Below are 16001 nucleotides of genomic sequence, written 5' to 3'. Positions count from 1 at the left end.
GATTAGTCCGGCACGGGCGTGGGCAAGTTTGTGCCGCTGTGCCAGGCGTGGAGGTTGGCCATGACCAGATCGGACATCGCCTGCCGGGTGTCCCATGTGGCGCTGGCCATGTGCGGGGTAAGCAGGACGTTGTCCAGATCGAGCAGCGCAGCGGCGGGGTGCGGCTCGTTTTCGTAGACGTCCAGCGCCGCGCCCGCCAGACGACCCTCGGCCAAGGCCTGGGCGAGGGCAGTTTCATCGACCACGCTGCCCCGGCCGACGTTGATCAGATAGCCCTTGGGGCCCAGCGCCTCCAGCACCTTGGCGTCCACCAGATGATGGGTGCCAGCGCCTCCGCCGACCGCAACCACGAGAAAATCCACCGCTGCGGCCAGTTCAAGCGCCGACGCGTAATAGGTGAACTCGACGTCCTGAGGCTGGCGCCCGGTATAAGCGATCGACATGTCAAAACCCTGAGCGCGACGGGCGATGGCAGCACCGATGCGGCCCAGACCAATGATGCCCAGCTTTGCCCGGCTGACCTTGCGGCTGAAGGCGATGGGGCCATCTGCCCAGGCGCCCGAGCGGGTGAAACGGTCGGCGACCCGCAAGTTGCGCGCGATACCCAGCATCAAGGCCATGGTGAAATCCGCCACGTCTTCAGTGAGCACATCGGGGGTGTGGGTGACGCGGATGCCACGTTCCCGCGCCGCCGCCACATCGACGCCGTCGTAGCCCACGCCGAACACGGCAATGACTTCCAGCGCAGGGAGGCTGTCGATCAACTGGCGGCTGACGGTGGATTCGCCATTGGCGACCATGGCGCGGATGTCGGTGGTCGATTCGTCGACGCCGGAGCCATTTTGATCGGCTTCCAACACTTCGTAGGTCGCGTTCAGCGCGTCATCGAGCATGGCCGGCAAACGGGCGATTTTAAGGAGCCTTGGCTTCATCTAAACCTCTTGGGACAGGCGCAGCAGCGGGAGCAGTGGCGCGGGCGGTGACAGGTGTGGCACGGGGCGCGCGGGCCAGGAACAGTCCCAACACACCGCCTGCCAGCAAGGCTGCGGAGACCAGCAGCAGCGCGTAGTCGTAGCTTTGCGTGGCGTCCTTGATCCAGCCCATGACAGGCGGCAGGCCAAGGCCGGCGACGTTGGCGATGGAGTTGATCAGCGCGATGGACGCCGCAGCGGCAGCACCCGACAGGTATTCGGTGGTGGTCGCCCAGAATACCGGGGTGGCGGCCCAGTTCAGACCGACCGCCACCACCAGCAAGCCGTACGCCAGCCACGGGTTGCTGGTCCACACCGCCAGCGCCAGCAGCACACCGGCGGCCATGAGTGGCAGCGCCAGGTGCCAGCCGCGTTCGCCCTTGCGGTCGGAATGGGTGCCGTTGAAATACATGAACACGCAGGCAAACAGGAAGGGCAGCGCCGACATGACGCTGACAGTAAACGACTCCTGGCCGGACACCGACTTGACGATCAGCGGCAGGAACAGCGTGATGCCGATGGTGCCGAACGCCTGCAACAGCCAGAACAGGCTCAACAGCCAGACCTGACGGCTGCGAAACGCGGTCTGCCAAGCGGCATGGTGGGAAATCGGGGAGTTCGCTTGTTCAGCCGCAATGGTCCGGCTGAGCCAGTCTTTCTGATCGGCGTGCAGCCATTGGGTGGTCTGCGGCGAATCCGGCAGGTAGCGCAACACAATGATCCCGAGGATCACCGCCGGCAGGCCTTCCAGCAGAAACAGCCAGCGCCAGCCGCTGACGCCGAAATACCCGTCCAGGTGCAGAAACGCGCCGGACAGCGGCAGGCCGATTACCGACGCCAGCGCGGCGCCGATGTAGAAGAACGACATGGCCCTGGCCCGATCAGTCTTCGGGTACCACTGCGACAGGTAGTAAATGATCCCCGGCGTAAAACCGGCTTCGGCGGCGCCCAGCAGCAGGCGCATGCCGTACAGCTGATTGGCGCTCTGCACGAAGGCCATGCCCGCCGCGACGATGCCCCAGGTGATCATGATCCGCGCAATCCAGCGCCGCGCGCCGACCCGCGTGAGGATGACGCTGCTCGGGACTTCGAGAAGGATATACGTCAGAAAGAACAGCCCCACGCCGATGCCATACATGCGAGCGGTCAGGCCCAGCTCGGCATTCATCTGCAACGCGGCGACGGAGATGTTCGACTTGTCGATGTACGCGACCATGTACAGCAGCATCAGGAAGGGGATCAACTTGAGGTTGAGGCGCTTCATGGTGCTGGCGTGCAGGCCCGAATCCATAAATGGCTGGGGCATGGGATTTCCTGTTGTTTTTATATAAGAAGCTGTAGGAAGCGAAGACGTCCCACCATAGACGACATACCCTGATACCTCAATATGTGATTGGCCGTCCCATATAGTGGGATTTTTCGGGGCGAGGCTAATCCGAGATCTCGAGCCACGCTCTATACGTGTGGGAGTGAGCTTGCTCACGAAGGGGCCGGGACATTTGGCCACTTTCTCTGCGGACTGAAGACAGCCTTCGCGAGCAAGCTCGCTCCCACGGGATAGGGGGACGACTTGAGATTTCGAGCCATGCTCCAGAGGTGTGGGGGGTGCTCCCACGGGATCGCGGAACGGCTTGAAATCTCGAGCCATGCGCAGGACGTGTGGGAGTGAGTTTGCTCACGAAGACGTCATTTCAGCCGCTGAAGATTTAGCGGTGGTTGAGGGCGTTCTTGCTCAGGAAGCGGCCCGGATGATCCGCAGGGGGCAAGCGACATGCATCGTAGCGGCCAAACAGCTGGTAGCGGTTCAGCGCGATTTTGTCGTACAGCCAGTCGCGCAACACCCTCGGGAAAATCCGCGCCATGAGCAGCCAGTGCCATCGGGCGGGCAGGTGGGCGAGGATCTTGAACATCGCGTCCGAGCGCACATAAAAGCGGTCATTCTCCACCAGCACGATGGTGTTGAACTGATCCTGGGGCAGTCCCGCCCATTTCAGCAGCGCCTGACCCTCGGGCGACTGCACGGCCGCCAGCGTCAGCCGGTGCTCGCGGTCCTGGCTGATGATGAAGGTCGCCCAGCCATTGCACAGCTTGCAGGTGCCGTCGAACAACACGACGGCCCGGCCCGTGGCAAGCCCGGAGTTACCGTTGGGCTTCACGCGAAGCCCGTGACAGCATGGGGAACGTAAGGCGCCTCAAGACGTTTCACTTCGTCGTCGCTGAGCACCAGTTCCAGCGCCGCGATCGCATCGTCCAGATGGTGCGGCTTGGAGGCACCGACAATCGGTGCCGACACGCCACGCTGGGCCAACACCCAGGCCAGCGCGACCTGCGCCATGGGCACGCCGCGCTCGCCAGCAATCTTTTCCACCACATCAATGACGCGACCGTCTTCAGCTTCTGTGGCCTCATAGAACGACTGGCCGGAGATGTCGGTCCTGGTGCGTTCGGTCTGCTGACCGTGGGGCCGGGTGAGCCTGCCACGGGCCATCGGGCTCCAGGGCATCAGGCCGACGCCCTGATCCAGGCACAGCGGAATCATCTCGCGCTGTTCTTCCCGGTACACCAGATTGAGGTAGTTCTGCATGGACACAAAGCGGCTCCAGCCATGGGCCGTCGCGACCTGTTGAGCCTTGGCGAACTGCCAGGCGAACATCGACGACGCGCCGATGTAGCGCGCCTTGCCGGCCCGCACCACGTCGTTCAACGCTTCCATGGTTTCTTCAATGGGGGTGTGATAATCCCAGCGATGAATCTGATACAGGTCGACGTAATCGGTGCCCAGCCGGGTCAGGCTGGCGTCGATGTTGGCCATGATGGCTTTGCGCGACAGGCCCTGTTCGTTGGGCCGCTTCGAGCCTTCCCACATATTGGCCGGAAAAAACACCTTGGTCGCGATGACGGTTTCTTCGCGACGGGTGAACTCCTTCAGCAGCTTGCCGACGATGATTTCCGAGGTGCCCGCCGAATAGCTGTTGGCCGTGTCGAAGAAGTTGATGCCTTGTTCGACCGCGTGCTTGATGATCGGTCGGCTGGCGTTTTCATCCAGCGTCCACGGGTGCGTGCCGGCATCCGGGTCGCCAAACGTCATGCACCCCAGGCACAGCCTCGACACGTCCAGCCCCGTGGAACCCAGCTTCACGAACTTCATGCTTTTACCTCCGAAATCGTCTGATGCCGCCAACAGGCGGCTCAGTGTTGCGATCCCGCGGGTGCCGTTAAGTTCTGAATTGCATGACCAGACCGTTCAGGCCCACCGCCAGTTGCGACAGTTCGTTGCTCGCCGCCGAAGTCTGATGGGCGCCGGCAGACGTCTGCAGCGACAGGTCGCGGATGCTGGTCAGGTTGCGATCGACTTCCCGCGCGACCTGGGCCTGTTCTTCCGTGGCCGTGGCGATGCTGACGTTACGCTCGTTGATCAACACGATGGCGGTTTTGATTTCGGCAAGTGCGCGACCGGCGGCACCGGCAACGTCCAGACTGACCCGGGCGCGTTCGCTGCTCTGGCCCATGGCCGTGACGGCCTTGTGGGTGCCGCCCTGAATTGACGCGATCATCTTTTCGATCTCGGCGGTGGACTGCTGGGTGCGGTGCGCCAGGGCGCGGACTTCGTCTGCCACCACCGCGAAGCCACGTCCGGCTTCGCCTGCTCGGGCGGCTTCGATGGCCGCGTTGAGGGCGAGCAGGTTGGTCTGGTCGGCGATGCCGCGAATCACGTCCAGCACGCCGCTGATGTTCTGCACTTGGCCGGCCAGGCCATTGATCTCATCCGCTGTGCTGCCGACCGAGTCGTGCAGCTCGTTGATCGCCGAAATCGTTTCGTTGACCCGCAGGCGGCCCTGTTCCGCCGAGTCGCTGGAATCCCGCGCCGCCGTTGAGGCCAGGGAGGCGTTGTGGGCGACTTCTTCGACGGCTGCGCTCATCTGATTGATGGCCGTGGCGGCCTGATTGATTTCGTCGTTCTGACGCTGAACCCCACGCAGGGATTCTTCGGTCACGGCGGTCATTTCTTCGGAGGTCGAGGCCAGCTGATTGGACGAGTGGCCCAGCTCCGAAAGAGTGTGGCGCAGGTTCTGCTGCATCACCGACAGCGCTTGCAGCAGGCGGCCCGGCTCATCGGAACCGTCCACTTGAATCGGCTTGCTCAGGTCGTTGGCAGCGATGTTTTCCGCGACGGCCAGGGCTTTTGCGATCGGCGCCACCAGGCTGCGGGTGAACAGCGCGGCCAGGGCGAGGGTGGCGGCCAGCGCGACCACGATGGCGGCAATGATGACCTCGCGGGCTTGAGCGTAACTTTCATTTGCCGCGACATTTGAGTCCTGCATTTTCTGGTTGCCGAGGTCGGCGATGGTCGCGATGTCCTTGGCGAGTGCGTCTGCCGCGCGGGTCTGTTCCCCGGACGGCTCGGTCAGCGAGGCGACGACGTCATCACGCTTCTGCGCCACGGCATCGAGAAAGCGCGCGTGCACGGCAAGGTAGGCCTGCATGTCGCGCTCCATCTCGCGGTAGGCGTTCAGGCCGCGCTCGGTGATCAGCAAGGACCTCAGGCGCTGCACGTCTTTCTCCAACTCGGCGCGGCCCTGACTGACGCGCTTCATGGCGGCGTCGGCGCTGGCGGGGCTTTGTGCGGCGCGCAGGCTGGTGTTGCCGAGGCGGATGGTCAGCAGGTCATTTTTGATGTCGGCGATGGCGAGGAGGGTGGGGAGCACGTTGTCCTGCAGCGCGTCCCGGGCGTCTTTGAGCTTGGACGACTGCATCAGCGAGAACAGTCCGACGGCGGCGATCAATACGGCAAAAAAGCCGAAGCAGATCAGGGAGCGGGGAGCGATGTTGAGGCGTCTGAGGTTCATGTCGGGGCGGTCCATAAAAAAGCGGGGTCACCGGGATATCGACCTGAATCGGTTCAGCTTGATGACGGATTCCCCTCTTTTTTGGCGGAAATGCACTGCTCAGCCTTTCTGACGTCATGTGTTGCGGTTGGCACCCCTGAACCGGGATGCCAGGTTCAAGGTTTCAGCCCTGTGGCGCGCCCGCTGCAACCATGGCCCGCCAAGTCTGGATACTCGGGCGTTCATTCATCCGGGCGTGCCAGGCCGACAGCGCCTGGTATTCCGCTGGCACTGCGAGATCCACCAGCGAGGCGAAGATCATTCCACCGAAGACCGCGATATCGGCCATCGAAAACGATTCTCCGGCCACGAAGGGCTGCGTCTTCAGCACGCTGTCGAAGTAGCCCATCCCGCGCACTGCCTTGTCGCGCATGCGGTTGCCCCATTCGGCGTTCTGGTACAGCTCGACTTCAGGCCCCAGGCCAGGTGTACCGTGATGGAAATACACGCTGACCGCGTCGAGAAACTCGATCTCCGCGCGCTTGGTCATCATGTGAATGCGGCCTTTCTCCACCGGCGTTGTGCCGGTGAGGTCGGGGCTGCCGACGAGAGCGTCCAGGTACTGGGTGATGGCGGTGCATTCGGCGATCAGCGTGCCATCTTGCAGTTCGAGCACGGGGAGGGTGCCGGAGTAATTGATGGCGAGGAACTCGGGTTTCTTGTGCTCGCCTTTCCACAGGTTCACCGACACGAATTCGATTCGCGGCAGCAGGTTTTTCTCTGCCAGAGCGATGCGGACCCGAGCCGGGTAAGGGCCATTGAACCAGTCGTGGATTGTCATCTTGGGAGTTGCGGAGGTATCGGACTGCGGTATGGAGGAGGTCATAATGTGTCTGCCTGTCAGTTGGTAGGCAAACTTTGGCCCTGTTCAAAGGTGCTGTCAATCCCTACCTGTCAATTGGCAGGTTGATGTGTTTGGGAGTAGCATGCAGCCCATCAATCGACCCTTTGAGGAATTCAGCGTGAGCGAAAATGCGCGCGAGGCCATTCTGGCCGCTGCGAAAACCGCAGCGCAGTTGCACGGGTACAGCGGCATCAATTTCCGCAGCATTGGCGAAACGGTGGGCATCAAGAACGCCAGCATCTACTACCACTTCCCGAGCAAAGCGGAGCTGGGCGCTGCCGTGGCGCAGCGGTACTGGCAGGACACTGCCAAGGCGCTTGAAGCGATCCGTGAGGCCAACCCTGATCCGCTGCACTGCCTGACGCTGTATCCGTCGATCTTTCGCACCTCGCTGGAAAACGGCAATCGGCTGTGTCTGTCCAGCTTCATGGCGGCCGAGCACGAAGACCTGCCGGAACAAATCCGCCGCGAGGTGAAAGCCTATGCGGACGCCAGCGTGGCCTGGCTGACCGACAGGCTCATGGAGGCGGGAATGGGCAGCGCCGAGCTGTGCGAACGACGCGCGCTGGCGATTTACACCGCCGTGGCCGGGGCGCAGTTGATTGCCCGGACACGATCCGACATCGAGCTGTTCGACGCGCTGATTGAGGACTACCGCGACGCCGGGCTGATCCCGACGGCCCTATGCCGATAGGGTACCCTGACACGCCCGGATCCCTGGTAGGACCGGCTTCAGCCGGGAAGGCGTCGGGCGTCGCGCCGCAAATTGATGGTGCCTGCGCTGGCCTCTTCCCGGCTGAAGCCAGTCCTACTGACACCGCTTGCAGTCAGTAGGTCTCGCACTGATGCCACTGACACAGCTCATGCCATTAGTAGGACTGGCTTTAGCCGGGAAGGCGTCGGGCGTCGCGCCGCAAATTGATGGTGCCTGCGCTGGCCTCTTCCCGGCTGAAGCCGGTCCCACTAAACACCGCGTGCAGTCAGTGGGCTTCGCAGTGATCCCACAAATACCGCATGCAGTCAGTGAGTTCAGCAGTGAGTCCACTGACACAACACATCCCTTCAGTGGGACTGGCTTTAGCCGGGAAGGCGTCACTGCAAAATTAATGGTGCCTGCGCTGGCCTCTTCCCGGCTGAAGCCAGTCCTACTAGCACCGCGGCCAGTCAGTCGGTTTTGCGGTGATCCCACTGACACCAAGCGTGATTTCAGCGTGGCGGGGGTTCGAAGGGTTTCCGTTGCGGAAAGGGTAGTGGAAATCATTGAAATTCTCACGACGGCGATTTAAGAGGATGATCCCGACATCCTCCAACAATAAGGAATCCCCCATGAGCCTGCCGCTGGATGGCATCAAGGTCATCGAAATGGGCCAACTGATCGCCGGGCCTTTTGCCGCGAAGATCCTCGCCGACTTTGGCGCCGAGGTGATCAAGATCGAGCCGCCGACCACCGGTGACCCCTTGCGCAAATGGCGGCTGCTGCACAACGGCACGTCGGTCTGGTGGGCCGCACAATCGCGCAACAAGCAGTCCGTGACCCTCGATCTGCGTCAGGCTGAAGCCCATGACGTGGTCAAGCAGCTAGTGAAAGACGCCGACATCCTCATCGAAAACTTCCGCCCCGGCACCCTGGAAAAATGGGGTCTGGGTTGGGAGACCCTGAGCGCCATCAACCCAGGGCTGATCATGTTGCGGGTCTCGGGATACGGCCAGTCCGGGCCTTACCGGGACCTGCCGGGCTTCGGCGTGATCGGCGAAGCCATGGGCGGCTTGCGGCATCTGTCCGGTGAACCCGGCCGCACGCCGGTGCGCGTGGGCGTGTCCATCGGCGATTCACTGTCGGCTCTGCACGGAGTGATCGGCGTGCTGCTGGCGCTGCGTCACCGCGAACAGCATCACGGCGCCGGTCAGCAGGTGGACGTCGCGCTGTACGAATCGGTGTTCAACATGATGGAGAGCCTGATCCCCGAGCATTCGGTGTTCGGCGCTGTGCGCGAACCCGCTGGCAGCAGCCTGCCGGGCATCGCGCCGAGCAATGCCTACCGTTGCCAGGACGGAAAGTACGCATTGATCGCCGGCAATGGCGACAGCATCTACAAGCGCCTTATGGAGAAAATCGACCGCCCGGACCTGGCCAATGACCCCGAGCTTGAGCACAACGACGGCCGCGTGCGGCATGTGGCGCGCATCGATGCGGCGATCTCCACATGGACCGCCGAGCGAGGGCTCGACGAGGTGCTGACTGCGCTGAAAGACGCGAACATTCCGGCCGGGAAAATCTACGACGCCGCCGACATCGCCGCCGACCCGCACTATCAGGCGCGGCAAATGCTGCTGCCCAGTCAGCTGGATGACGGCACGCCGGTCACCTTGCCCGGCATCGTGCCCAAGTTGCTGAGCACACCGGGGCAGGTGCGCACCCGTGCGCCGTCTCTCGGGCAGCACACCGACGCGGTGCTCGACGGTGTGGGCATCGACGCCGACACACGCGAGCAGTGGCGCGCGCGCGGCCTCATCTAACCGTCAGGAGCAGCGCGAATGAAACGCCTGTACATGCAGGAAGTCGCCACCCGTGACGGCTTCCAGAACGAAAAGACCTTCATCGAGACCGAGGACAAAATCGCCCTCATCGATGAGCTGAGCCGGTGCGGTTACGCCAAGATCGAAGTGACGTCGTTTACCTCGCCCAAGGCCATTCCGGCGTTGCGTGACGCCGAAGCGGTGATGGCCGGCATCCATCGTCATCCCGGCGTCGAGTACACCGTGCTGGTGCCCAACGTTCGTGGCGCGGAGCGTGCCTTGGGTTGCGGCATCGACGAGGCCAATCTGGTGATGTCGGTGAGTGAGCCGCATAACCGCTCAAACCTGCGCATGACCCGCGAGCAGTCCTTCGCCCAGTTGAAGGAGGTGATTGGCGTCATCGGACGCGGCCCGGTGGCGGTCAACGTGTCGCTGTCCACGGCATTCGGTTGCCCGATGCAGGGCGATGTTGCCCCGGAAGAGGTGTTGCGCTGGATCGAGGGTTTCGTTGCGCTGGACGTTCGGGGCGTGACGCTGTGCGACACCACCGGCATGGCCTATCCGTTGCAGGTTCAGGCGCTGTCCGAGGCGGTGCGCGAACGTTTTCCGCAGCTGCAGCTCACGCTGCATTTCCACAACACCCGGGGCATGGCGCTGGCCAATACCCTGGCGGCGTTGCAGGCTGGCGTCGATCGCCTCGATGCTTCCCTCGGCGGATTGGGCGGGTGCCCTTATGCGCCGGGCGCCAGCGGCAACGTGTGCACGGAAGACCTGGTGCACATGCTCGATCTCATGGGTTACGACACCGGCATTGACCTGGACCGGGTCATCGCCGCCTCGGCACGGCTGCCCGCCCTCATCGGCCACGACACGCCGAGCCAGATCCTCCGGGCGGGCAAGCGCCTGGACCTGCACCCGATTCCCGAGCACGCACACAGCCTCGGTCTGCAGATCGCCAATAACTTCACGGAGCACACCCAATGATTGATCACCTCGACCATCTGGTCCTGACCACCATCGATATTGAGGCCTGCAAGGATTTCTACGTCCGCGTCATGGGCATGCAGCTGGAAACCTTCGGCAGCGGCCGCCTTGCGTTTCGCTTTGGCCACCAGAAGATCAACGTCCACGAGCGCGGTCACGAGTTCGAACCCAAGGCCCACCGCCCGGTGCCCGGCGCGCTGGACCTGTGCTTTATCGCCAGCCAGAACCTCGACGCGGTGATTGCGCATTTGCAGGCCGAGGCGTGGCCGATCGTGGAAGGGCCGGTCCAGCGCACCGGCGCGACAGGGCCGATTCGTTCGGTTTATGTGCGTGATCCTGATCTCAACCTGATCGAGATTTCCGAACTGATGGGCTGACAGCGCTGGTCGCTCCCACAGATCTTCATCGACCTATAACGGCTGCGGTGGCGTCATTTTTGACGAGGGCGCGGTTGCCCGTCAGCGGTTCGTATCAGCCCTTCGGCTCTTTCGTCCCGAGCACATCACGAATGCTGTCGACCACGTTGCTGTCCTTGATGACGTCGTTGAGCCAGCCTTCCAGGGGCATGTTGCCCCATTTGATCGCGCGTTCGATCAGGTAGGGCACCGGGCTTTGCGGCTCGGTCTGTTTGAAGAACTGGGCGACGCCAGCGAGCATGGTGAAGGCTTCATCGCGGGTCAGCGGCGTGGTGCGCAGTGGCGCCGACGCGGTGTCTTTCACGGTGATGGTCATGGCAGGCCCCGCAGCAGGTTGATCGGCCGGTTCGGCGACAGGCTCGGCGGTCGGTTGGGCAGGCGCGGGATTGATTTCCACGCCACGGTCCTTGAGCAGTTTTTCAGCCAGTTGCGCGGCGCGGGAGAGGATCTCGCTCAAACCGGCAAAGCTTGGCGCTTCAACACCGAACAGGCGGTCGGCTGTCGCTTGCAACTGCCGGCAGGCCTGCAGGCTGTCGGTGATTTCCGACGCCTTGCGCAAAAAGTGCTCGGTGTCGGTCAGCACCACCGAACGCTGGAAGATTTCCGCGTTGATCTTGCCTTCGTCCAGCGCGATGCGCATGGCCTGGGGGTTCTGCAGCGCCAGGTTTTCGATGTGCCGGGATTCGTCGTAGCGCAGCAGGCCGAACTGATCGCCCTGGGTGATCGGCAGTCCGCCCACCACATCAGCCAGGGTAGTCTTCAGCCAGGCCAGGCGTGCCGCGCGCTCTTCCAGGCCTTCGTCCAGCGCCGGGTACAGGCCATCCCAGAAGCGCTCAAGAATCCGCTCGGCCAGGGTCAGGCCGAAGGTAATGCCGAGGAAGTGGTATTTGTGCGCCAGGGCTTCGCTGAGCCAGGCGACCAGCATCAGATCCTTGCTCTGTTGGGCAAGGCCTTGTGCAGCCAGGGTGATCGTCAGGTCCCAATCCGAGGATTTCAGATCGGTCTGCCAGTCACCCTGGGTCAAGTAATCAGGGTCCGCTCGACGAGCTTCCTTGACGTTGTCGAACAGCGTGGAAAAGCTCAGGTCTTCGCCGCTTCCTCCATTGATCGGCGCTGTCAGTTCGGTCAGTGAAAGGTCGTTGAGAAATTCAGACATGGTCAACTCGGGATAAGAAAAAAGAACACCGCGCCGATCCAGCCGACGCGGTGTTGAATACGGCCCGCTGCGCCAGGCAACGGACCGCTGTGACTACTCGATCAAGCGAAAACCTTGTTGGCCGTACGGTCCCAACCACCGGTGACGTTACCGCCACCCTGGCCATCGGCACGGCTCTGCTGGGTGTAGGTGGTCTTGATGCGAGCGAAGTTGAAGCTGATTTCTTCGATCGGCAGGTCGCTGACGGCTTTGTCTTCGCCGTCTTGACTGCCACCGGCTACGGCCTTGACCGAAGACACCACAACCTCTTCCAGGTTGATGGTCAGGTAGGTCAGCTTGTCGCCGCCGGCACGGTTGACGTTCAACTGGATCTTGGCGATGTGAGTGCCTTTGCAGCACGCTTCGAACAGCTTCGCAGACGCTTTGTCGACTGCTTTGCGGATGCTGAAATCGCTCAGTGCAACGCGCTCGGAGGACGCACCGCCCGAAGAGCTGGCAGTCGCCGACGTCGCTTGGGTGGCGCCGTACTCGTAGCCGAGTACTTCAATCCAGTCCTTGTGCTTGTCATCCAGAACTTCGCCTGGAATGCCGTCGATCTGAATATATGCGTCAAATGCCATTTCTTGATTCTCCTTACTTACAGGTTGGGGCTAGCCGCCCAGCGGCCAGGTCGCGCCCCTTGATTTGACCCCTCTGAAGCGTCAGAGGAATCGGTTGCCGCTGCCCGGGCCTTCATGCAACAGGGCCCTGGCGTCGGGTTCTTCAGATGCCTGCGCCCAATCAGTTGAGCGCACGCACCTCGATTTCTACGCGCCGGTTCGGCTCAAGGCACTGGATCAACTGCGCGCGCGGCTGCTGCATGTCGCACTTGACCAGCGGCTTCTCGCTGCCTTCGCCCACGGCTTCCACCAGCTCGGCGGGCACGCCCTTGCCGACCAGGTAGGTCTTGATGGTTTGCGCCCGCTGCCTGGACACCTGCAGATTGCCCTGACGGTCGCCGAGCTGGTCGGCGTGACCGGCGATGACGATCTTGCCGATGTTCGGCGTGCTCAGCAGCTTGCCGGCGATGGCGCTCAGCTGACTCTGACCCTCGGTTTTCAGGCTCTGGAAATCGGCACGGCCGAAGGCGAACAGGGTGTCCGATTCCAGGGTGATGGTCTCGATGGAGCGCAGCGATTGCGAGAGCAGGCTGTTGATGTAATTGCGCGAACTGGAGGTCAGGAACGCGTTGTCGAGAATCCTCGGCACGTCCGGTTCGTGGATCTGGTCGCTGTAGAAATTGACCTGGCGACTGGCGAGCTCGTAGTCCGTGCCCGAGTTGGTCGCAGCGCCCGTCGCGCCGATGGTTTTGCCGGTCTGCTTGGCGATGGCCGGGTACCAATAGTCAGGGATCTTCGCCTTGAGGAACGCCGGATCGGCTTTTTCCCGCTGGGAGCGCGAGAGCTGAACGTAAGTCTCCAGCGTCGCCTTGCCGAAATCGGCGATCGACTGCGCGCGGTTGTCGTTGGGCAGGGCGCGCGGCTCGACGCTGTCGACACCAGTGACCGGCATCAGGTCCTTGGCGTTGCGCTGGTAGACCTTGATCGTGGTCAGCAGGTACAGCGAGCGGGTGAGGTTGTCTGCAGTCGGCTTGAGCATGACCGTTTCCAGCCGGCTGAAATAACGCGCGCGCACAAGCGGCTCGACGTTGTAACCCTGATAAAGGCCAAGACGCAGGCGCAGCGGCACGCCCTGATCATGGTGGCGGACGTAGTAATCGGCGGTCCGGACGCGCAGACGGTCGAGGGTTTGCCAGTCGGTGTACTGCCCCGGCGTCGCGGTGTCCTGGGCTGCCGCAGCGGTCAGCTCGGAAGACAGCGTCTGGATCTCGGTCTTGTTGTTCCAGTACGACCAGCCCCACGCGCCGCACAGCAGGAGCGCGATCAGACTGGCGCCGCCGACCCACGCGGCCTTGCGACGGCGTTCGCGAACGTTGCTGGTGTACAGCGCCACCAGATGCTGGTCGGGGATGATCACCTTGCGGAACAGGCTGTTGATGAACAGCGGCTGCGGCTGGGCCTGGCCGTGGGCGGTTGCCTGCTCGGCTTCGAGGGAGAACCGCTCGCTGACCTGACGGGTGTGGCCCCCCAGTTCCGGCGCGTCGGCATCCAGTGCGCTGGTGAAGTAGAAACCGCGCAGCAGCTCGGCGTTCTGATACGGATTGGCGCGCAGCAGGGCGTCGACGAACAGTTGCAGGCGAGGCTTCAGCGCCGCGAGTTCCAGCGGGAAACGGTAGACCGCCGAGTCGCGACGGGTGATCTGGATGTCCTGCAACACCAATTGCTGGCTGGCCACTTCCTTCCAGTAGTTGACCAGTTCGTCCATGGCCACGCCGAAACGCTGGGCCCAGTCGGCTTTTTCATAGTCCTTGTGGGGGAAAGTCTTGCCCATCACTTCGCCACGGCCCACCTCGTCGAGCTGGCGATAAAACGGCGCGAAACCGGGGACCAGGTCGCACTTGGTGAAGACCAGATAAATCGGCAGGCGCACTTCCAGCAGCGAGTAGGTTTCCTGGATGCGTTCACGCAGGCGCTTGGCCAGACGTTCCTGGTCTTCTAGCGAGGCCTGCAGGATGTCGTGGATGCTCACTGTCACGATCAACCCGTTGAGCGGGCGACGCTGACGGTGCTGACGCAGCAGCTGCAGAAAACCGCGCCATTTACCGGCTTCTTCCTGATCGGTCATGTAGCGGCCGGCGGTGTCCAGCAGCACCGCTTCGGAGCTGAAGAACCAGTCGCAATTGCGCGTGCCGCCCAGGCCGGCGACGCGCACGCCTTCACGCTCGGCGTAGGGGAAATTCAGGCCGGACTGATAGAGCATGGTGCTCTTGCCGGCGGCTGGTTGACCGACCACCAGATACCACGGCAGGGCGTACAACGCGTCCTTGGCACGGCTGCCGCGCGGCGTGTTGCTGCGCAGGCGATCGATACTTTGCAGCAGGCGTTCGCGCAGCAGGCTGACCTCTTCGCGGTCCGCGGGGCTGGCGTTCAACACCGCCTGATCGGCGTCGTCGCGCAGTAGCCCCTCGAGGTTGTGCTGCCGCGAGGTGCTCCGGTAGAGATACAGCACGTAGCCGATGGATAGCAGTAAAAACACGCCGATGCCGGTCAGCAGGCTGCCCAGGGAACTGAAGTCCAGCGCGCGGCCCAGCCCCCAGACGATGAAGATCGTCAGGAAGAAGCACACCCCCAAAATGTAGGGTTGGTAACGCAGCAGGTAATACTTGAGCTTGTTCATACAGACTTCACATCCAGCGCGTCGACAAAACGGTCGATGACGTCATAAAGGGGGCGTTCGGTGTCGGGAAACTGAGGCGGGCGGTGGTGTTCGTCGAACGCCGCGAAATCCGCCAGTACGTCGTAATGCTCCGGCCGTTCGGCCGGGTCGGTCAGGGCCGTGTACAGGCCGGTGTTGCTGCGCGACGGGAAGCACAGCAACTTGGGTCGCATGAAGTCATCGGCCAGCACGCTGACCTGGGGCGACACACGGCCGGTTTTCATCCGCGTCAGCCAGTCGACCCACAGGTCCGCCGTCGGGTTCTTCAAGCCGCGTTCTGCGGGCAGCGGCAGGCTGATGCCCGGCGTCTGCGTCTGATTAAGCGGGCGGCGCAGCGCATGCAGGCGGGTCAGCACGGCATTGGTGACGAACTCCGGCCAGGAGTGACCCAGCGCCGTGGCGATGTCCCGCAGGTTGAAGTTGCGCAGGAATTTCTCGTGCACCTGGCGGAACAGGGCGAAGTCCTGCCCCTGCAACGGGCGCAGGGCCTTGATCCGCTCGAACAGCACTGCCGATCGCTCGCCCTGGGCACCGAGGTGCAGCAGCGGTTTGATCTGCGCGCAGAACAACTCGCTCAAGGTGAACGGATTGACCAGCGGCTCGCCATCGCCCGCCTTCACCGTCTGAAAGATGAACAACGGGTAGCGGCGCTGGCTGGAATCCATCGAGCTGACCAGCCCGCCCAGCAACCAGTTGCCCGAGCGCGCGCGGTAAGAGAAGAAACACACCGGCAGGCGATCGAATCGCGCCCGCCAGTCGTCACCCGCATGAATCGCCGCCAGCGACGCCTGCAGCCAGCCGTCGAACTCGCAGACGTCATCCGCCGCGCCGTGCAGGCTGACGAAGTCCGCGCTCGACGGCAGTTTGCCGAAGCAGCCGATCATTGACGGCGCTCCCGGCCGCTCACGCCGC

14 protein-coding genes are annotated in these 16001 nt (G+C 62.9%); 4 read left to right on the top strand and 10 right to left on the bottom strand.

Annotated elements, in window-relative coordinates; translation table 11 throughout:
- Positions 1–2: 2 nt before the first annotated feature.
- From QWI20_RS09955 to QWI20_RS09930, 6 genes are all read right to left on the bottom strand, one after another.
- A complete protein-coding gene (locus QWI20_RS09955; protein WP_369305314.1) occupies positions 3–932 on the bottom strand; it encodes a 2-hydroxyacid dehydrogenase in 930 nt (309 codons plus the stop codon).
- Positions 913–2277 (bottom strand): MFS transporter, encoded by a 1365-nt coding sequence (locus QWI20_RS09950; RefSeq protein ID WP_369305313.1) that lies wholly within the window; start codon positions 2275–2277, stop codon positions 913–915. The genes QWI20_RS09955 and QWI20_RS09950 overlap by 20 nt, the downstream gene beginning before the upstream one ends.
- 400 nt (positions 2278–2677) lie before the next feature.
- Entirely contained in the window at positions 2678–3127 is a 450-nt protein-coding gene (locus QWI20_RS09945) for a thiol-disulfide oxidoreductase DCC family protein (protein ID WP_369305312.1), read from the bottom strand.
- A complete protein-coding gene (locus QWI20_RS09940) occupies positions 3124–4119 on the bottom strand; it encodes an aldo/keto reductase (protein WP_369305311.1) in 996 nt (331 codons plus the stop codon). Before QWI20_RS09940 ends, QWI20_RS09945 begins: the two co-directional genes overlap by 4 nt.
- Positions 4120–4186: 67 nt before the next feature.
- Positions 4187–5818, bottom strand: a complete 1632-nt coding sequence (locus QWI20_RS09935; RefSeq protein ID WP_369305310.1) for a methyl-accepting chemotaxis protein — start codon at positions 5816–5818, stop codon at positions 4187–4189.
- A 163-nt stretch (positions 5819–5981) separates the two neighbouring features.
- On the bottom strand, positions 5982–6638 hold the full coding sequence (locus tag QWI20_RS09930) for a glutathione S-transferase family protein (RefSeq protein WP_369305415.1): 657 nt from the start codon (positions 6636–6638) through the stop codon (positions 5982–5984).
- 181 nt (positions 6639–6819) lie between these two features.
- Between QWI20_RS09930 and QWI20_RS09925 the strand changes: the two genes are divergently transcribed.
- The 4 genes from QWI20_RS09925 (at position 6820) to QWI20_RS09910 (ending at position 10579) form a co-directional block, all read left to right on the top strand.
- Positions 6820–7395 (top strand): TetR/AcrR family transcriptional regulator, encoded by a 576-nt coding sequence (locus tag QWI20_RS09925; RefSeq protein WP_369305309.1) that lies wholly within the window; start codon positions 6820–6822, stop codon positions 7393–7395.
- A gap of 632 nt (positions 7396–8027) precedes the next feature.
- On the top strand, positions 8028–9218 hold the full coding sequence (locus QWI20_RS09920) for a CaiB/BaiF CoA transferase family protein (RefSeq protein WP_369305308.1): 1191 nt from the start codon (positions 8028–8030) through the stop codon (positions 9216–9218).
- A gap of 18 nt (positions 9219–9236) precedes the next feature.
- The gene (locus QWI20_RS09915) at positions 9237–10202 is read left to right on the top strand and encodes a hydroxymethylglutaryl-CoA lyase (protein WP_369305307.1); all 966 of its coding nucleotides are present in this window, start codon (positions 9237–9239) and stop codon (positions 10200–10202) included.
- Entirely contained in the window at positions 10199–10579 is a 381-nt protein-coding gene (locus QWI20_RS09910; protein WP_369305306.1) for a VOC family protein, read from the top strand. The genes QWI20_RS09915 and QWI20_RS09910 overlap by 4 nt, the downstream gene beginning before the upstream one ends.
- Before the next feature lie 94 nt (positions 10580–10673).
- Here QWI20_RS09910 and tssA read toward each other — a convergent pair whose 3' ends face one another.
- The 4 genes from tssA to tagF all read right to left on the bottom strand — a co-directional run bounded on the left by tssA (position 10674) and on the right by tagF (position 15973).
- Positions 10674–11774 carry a type VI secretion system protein TssA gene (gene tssA / locus QWI20_RS09905; RefSeq protein WP_369305305.1) on the bottom strand — a complete coding sequence of 367 codons (1101 nt, stop codon included), beginning with the start codon at positions 11772–11774 and terminating at the stop codon, positions 10674–10676.
- A 101-nt stretch (positions 11775–11875) separates the two neighbouring features.
- Positions 11876–12394: a type VI secretion system tube protein Hcp gene (locus QWI20_RS09900; RefSeq protein WP_065988935.1), complete on the bottom strand. Its 519-nt coding sequence runs from the start codon at positions 12392–12394 to the stop codon at positions 11876–11878.
- Between the two features lie 160 nt (positions 12395–12554).
- Positions 12555–15050 (bottom strand): type VI secretion system membrane subunit TssM, encoded by a 2496-nt coding sequence (gene tssM, locus QWI20_RS09895; RefSeq protein ID WP_369305304.1) that lies wholly within the window; start codon positions 15048–15050, stop codon positions 12555–12557.
- Positions 15047–15973 carry a type VI secretion system-associated protein TagF gene (gene tagF / locus QWI20_RS09890; RefSeq protein WP_369305303.1) on the bottom strand — a complete coding sequence of 309 codons (927 nt, stop codon included), beginning with the start codon at positions 15971–15973 and terminating at the stop codon, positions 15047–15049. Before tagF ends, tssM begins: the two co-directional genes overlap by 4 nt.
- Positions 15974–16001: the final 28 nt, after the last annotated feature.

The sequence above is a fragment of the Pseudomonas sp. W2-17 genome (genome assembly GCF_041060445.1).
In the GTDB taxonomy this organism is placed as follows: Bacteria; Pseudomonadota; Gammaproteobacteria; order Pseudomonadales; family Pseudomonadaceae; genus Aquipseudomonas.
The sequence above is the reverse complement of the archived record's forward strand: the minus strand, read 5'-3'. Positions and strand labels throughout refer to the sequence as shown.

Excerpts from the sequence above, each read along its gene's own strand:
- QWI20_RS09955 (WP_369305314.1), bottom strand. The coding sequence starts at position 932 with ATGAAGCCAAGGCTCCTTAAAATCGCCCGTTTGCCGGCCATGCTCGAT.
- QWI20_RS09950 (WP_369305313.1), bottom strand. The coding sequence starts at position 2,277 with ATGCCCCAGCCATTTATGGATTCGGGCCTGCACGCCAGCACCATGAAG.
- QWI20_RS09940 (WP_369305311.1), bottom strand. The coding sequence starts at position 4,119 with ATGAAGTTCGTGAAGCTGGGTTCCACGGGGCTGGACGTGTCGAGGCTG.
- QWI20_RS09935 (WP_369305310.1), bottom strand. The coding sequence starts at position 5,818 with ATGAACCTCAGACGCCTCAACATCGCTCCCCGCTCCCTGATCTGCTTC.
- QWI20_RS09930 (WP_369305415.1), bottom strand. The coding sequence starts at position 6,638 with ATGACAATCCACGACTGGTTCAATGGCCCTTACCCGGCTCGGGTCCGC.
- QWI20_RS09920 (WP_369305308.1), top strand. The coding sequence starts at position 8,028 with ATGAGCCTGCCGCTGGATGGCATCAAGGTCATCGAAATGGGCCAACTG.
- QWI20_RS09915 (WP_369305307.1), top strand. The coding sequence starts at position 9,237 with ATGAAACGCCTGTACATGCAGGAAGTCGCCACCCGTGACGGCTTCCAG.
- QWI20_RS09910 (WP_369305306.1), top strand. The coding sequence starts at position 10,199 with ATGATTGATCACCTCGACCATCTGGTCCTGACCACCATCGATATTGAG.
- tssA (WP_369305305.1), bottom strand. The coding sequence starts at position 11,774 with ATGTCTGAATTTCTCAACGACCTTTCACTGACCGAACTGACAGCGCCG.
- QWI20_RS09900 (WP_065988935.1), bottom strand. The coding sequence starts at position 12,394 with ATGGCATTTGACGCATATATTCAGATCGACGGCATTCCAGGCGAAGTT.
- tssM (WP_369305304.1), bottom strand. The coding sequence starts at position 15,050 with ATGAACAAGCTCAAGTATTACCTGCTGCGTTACCAACCCTACATTTTG.
- tagF (WP_369305303.1), bottom strand. The coding sequence starts at position 15,973 with ATGATCGGCTGCTTCGGCAAACTGCCGTCGAGCGCGGACTTCGTCAGC.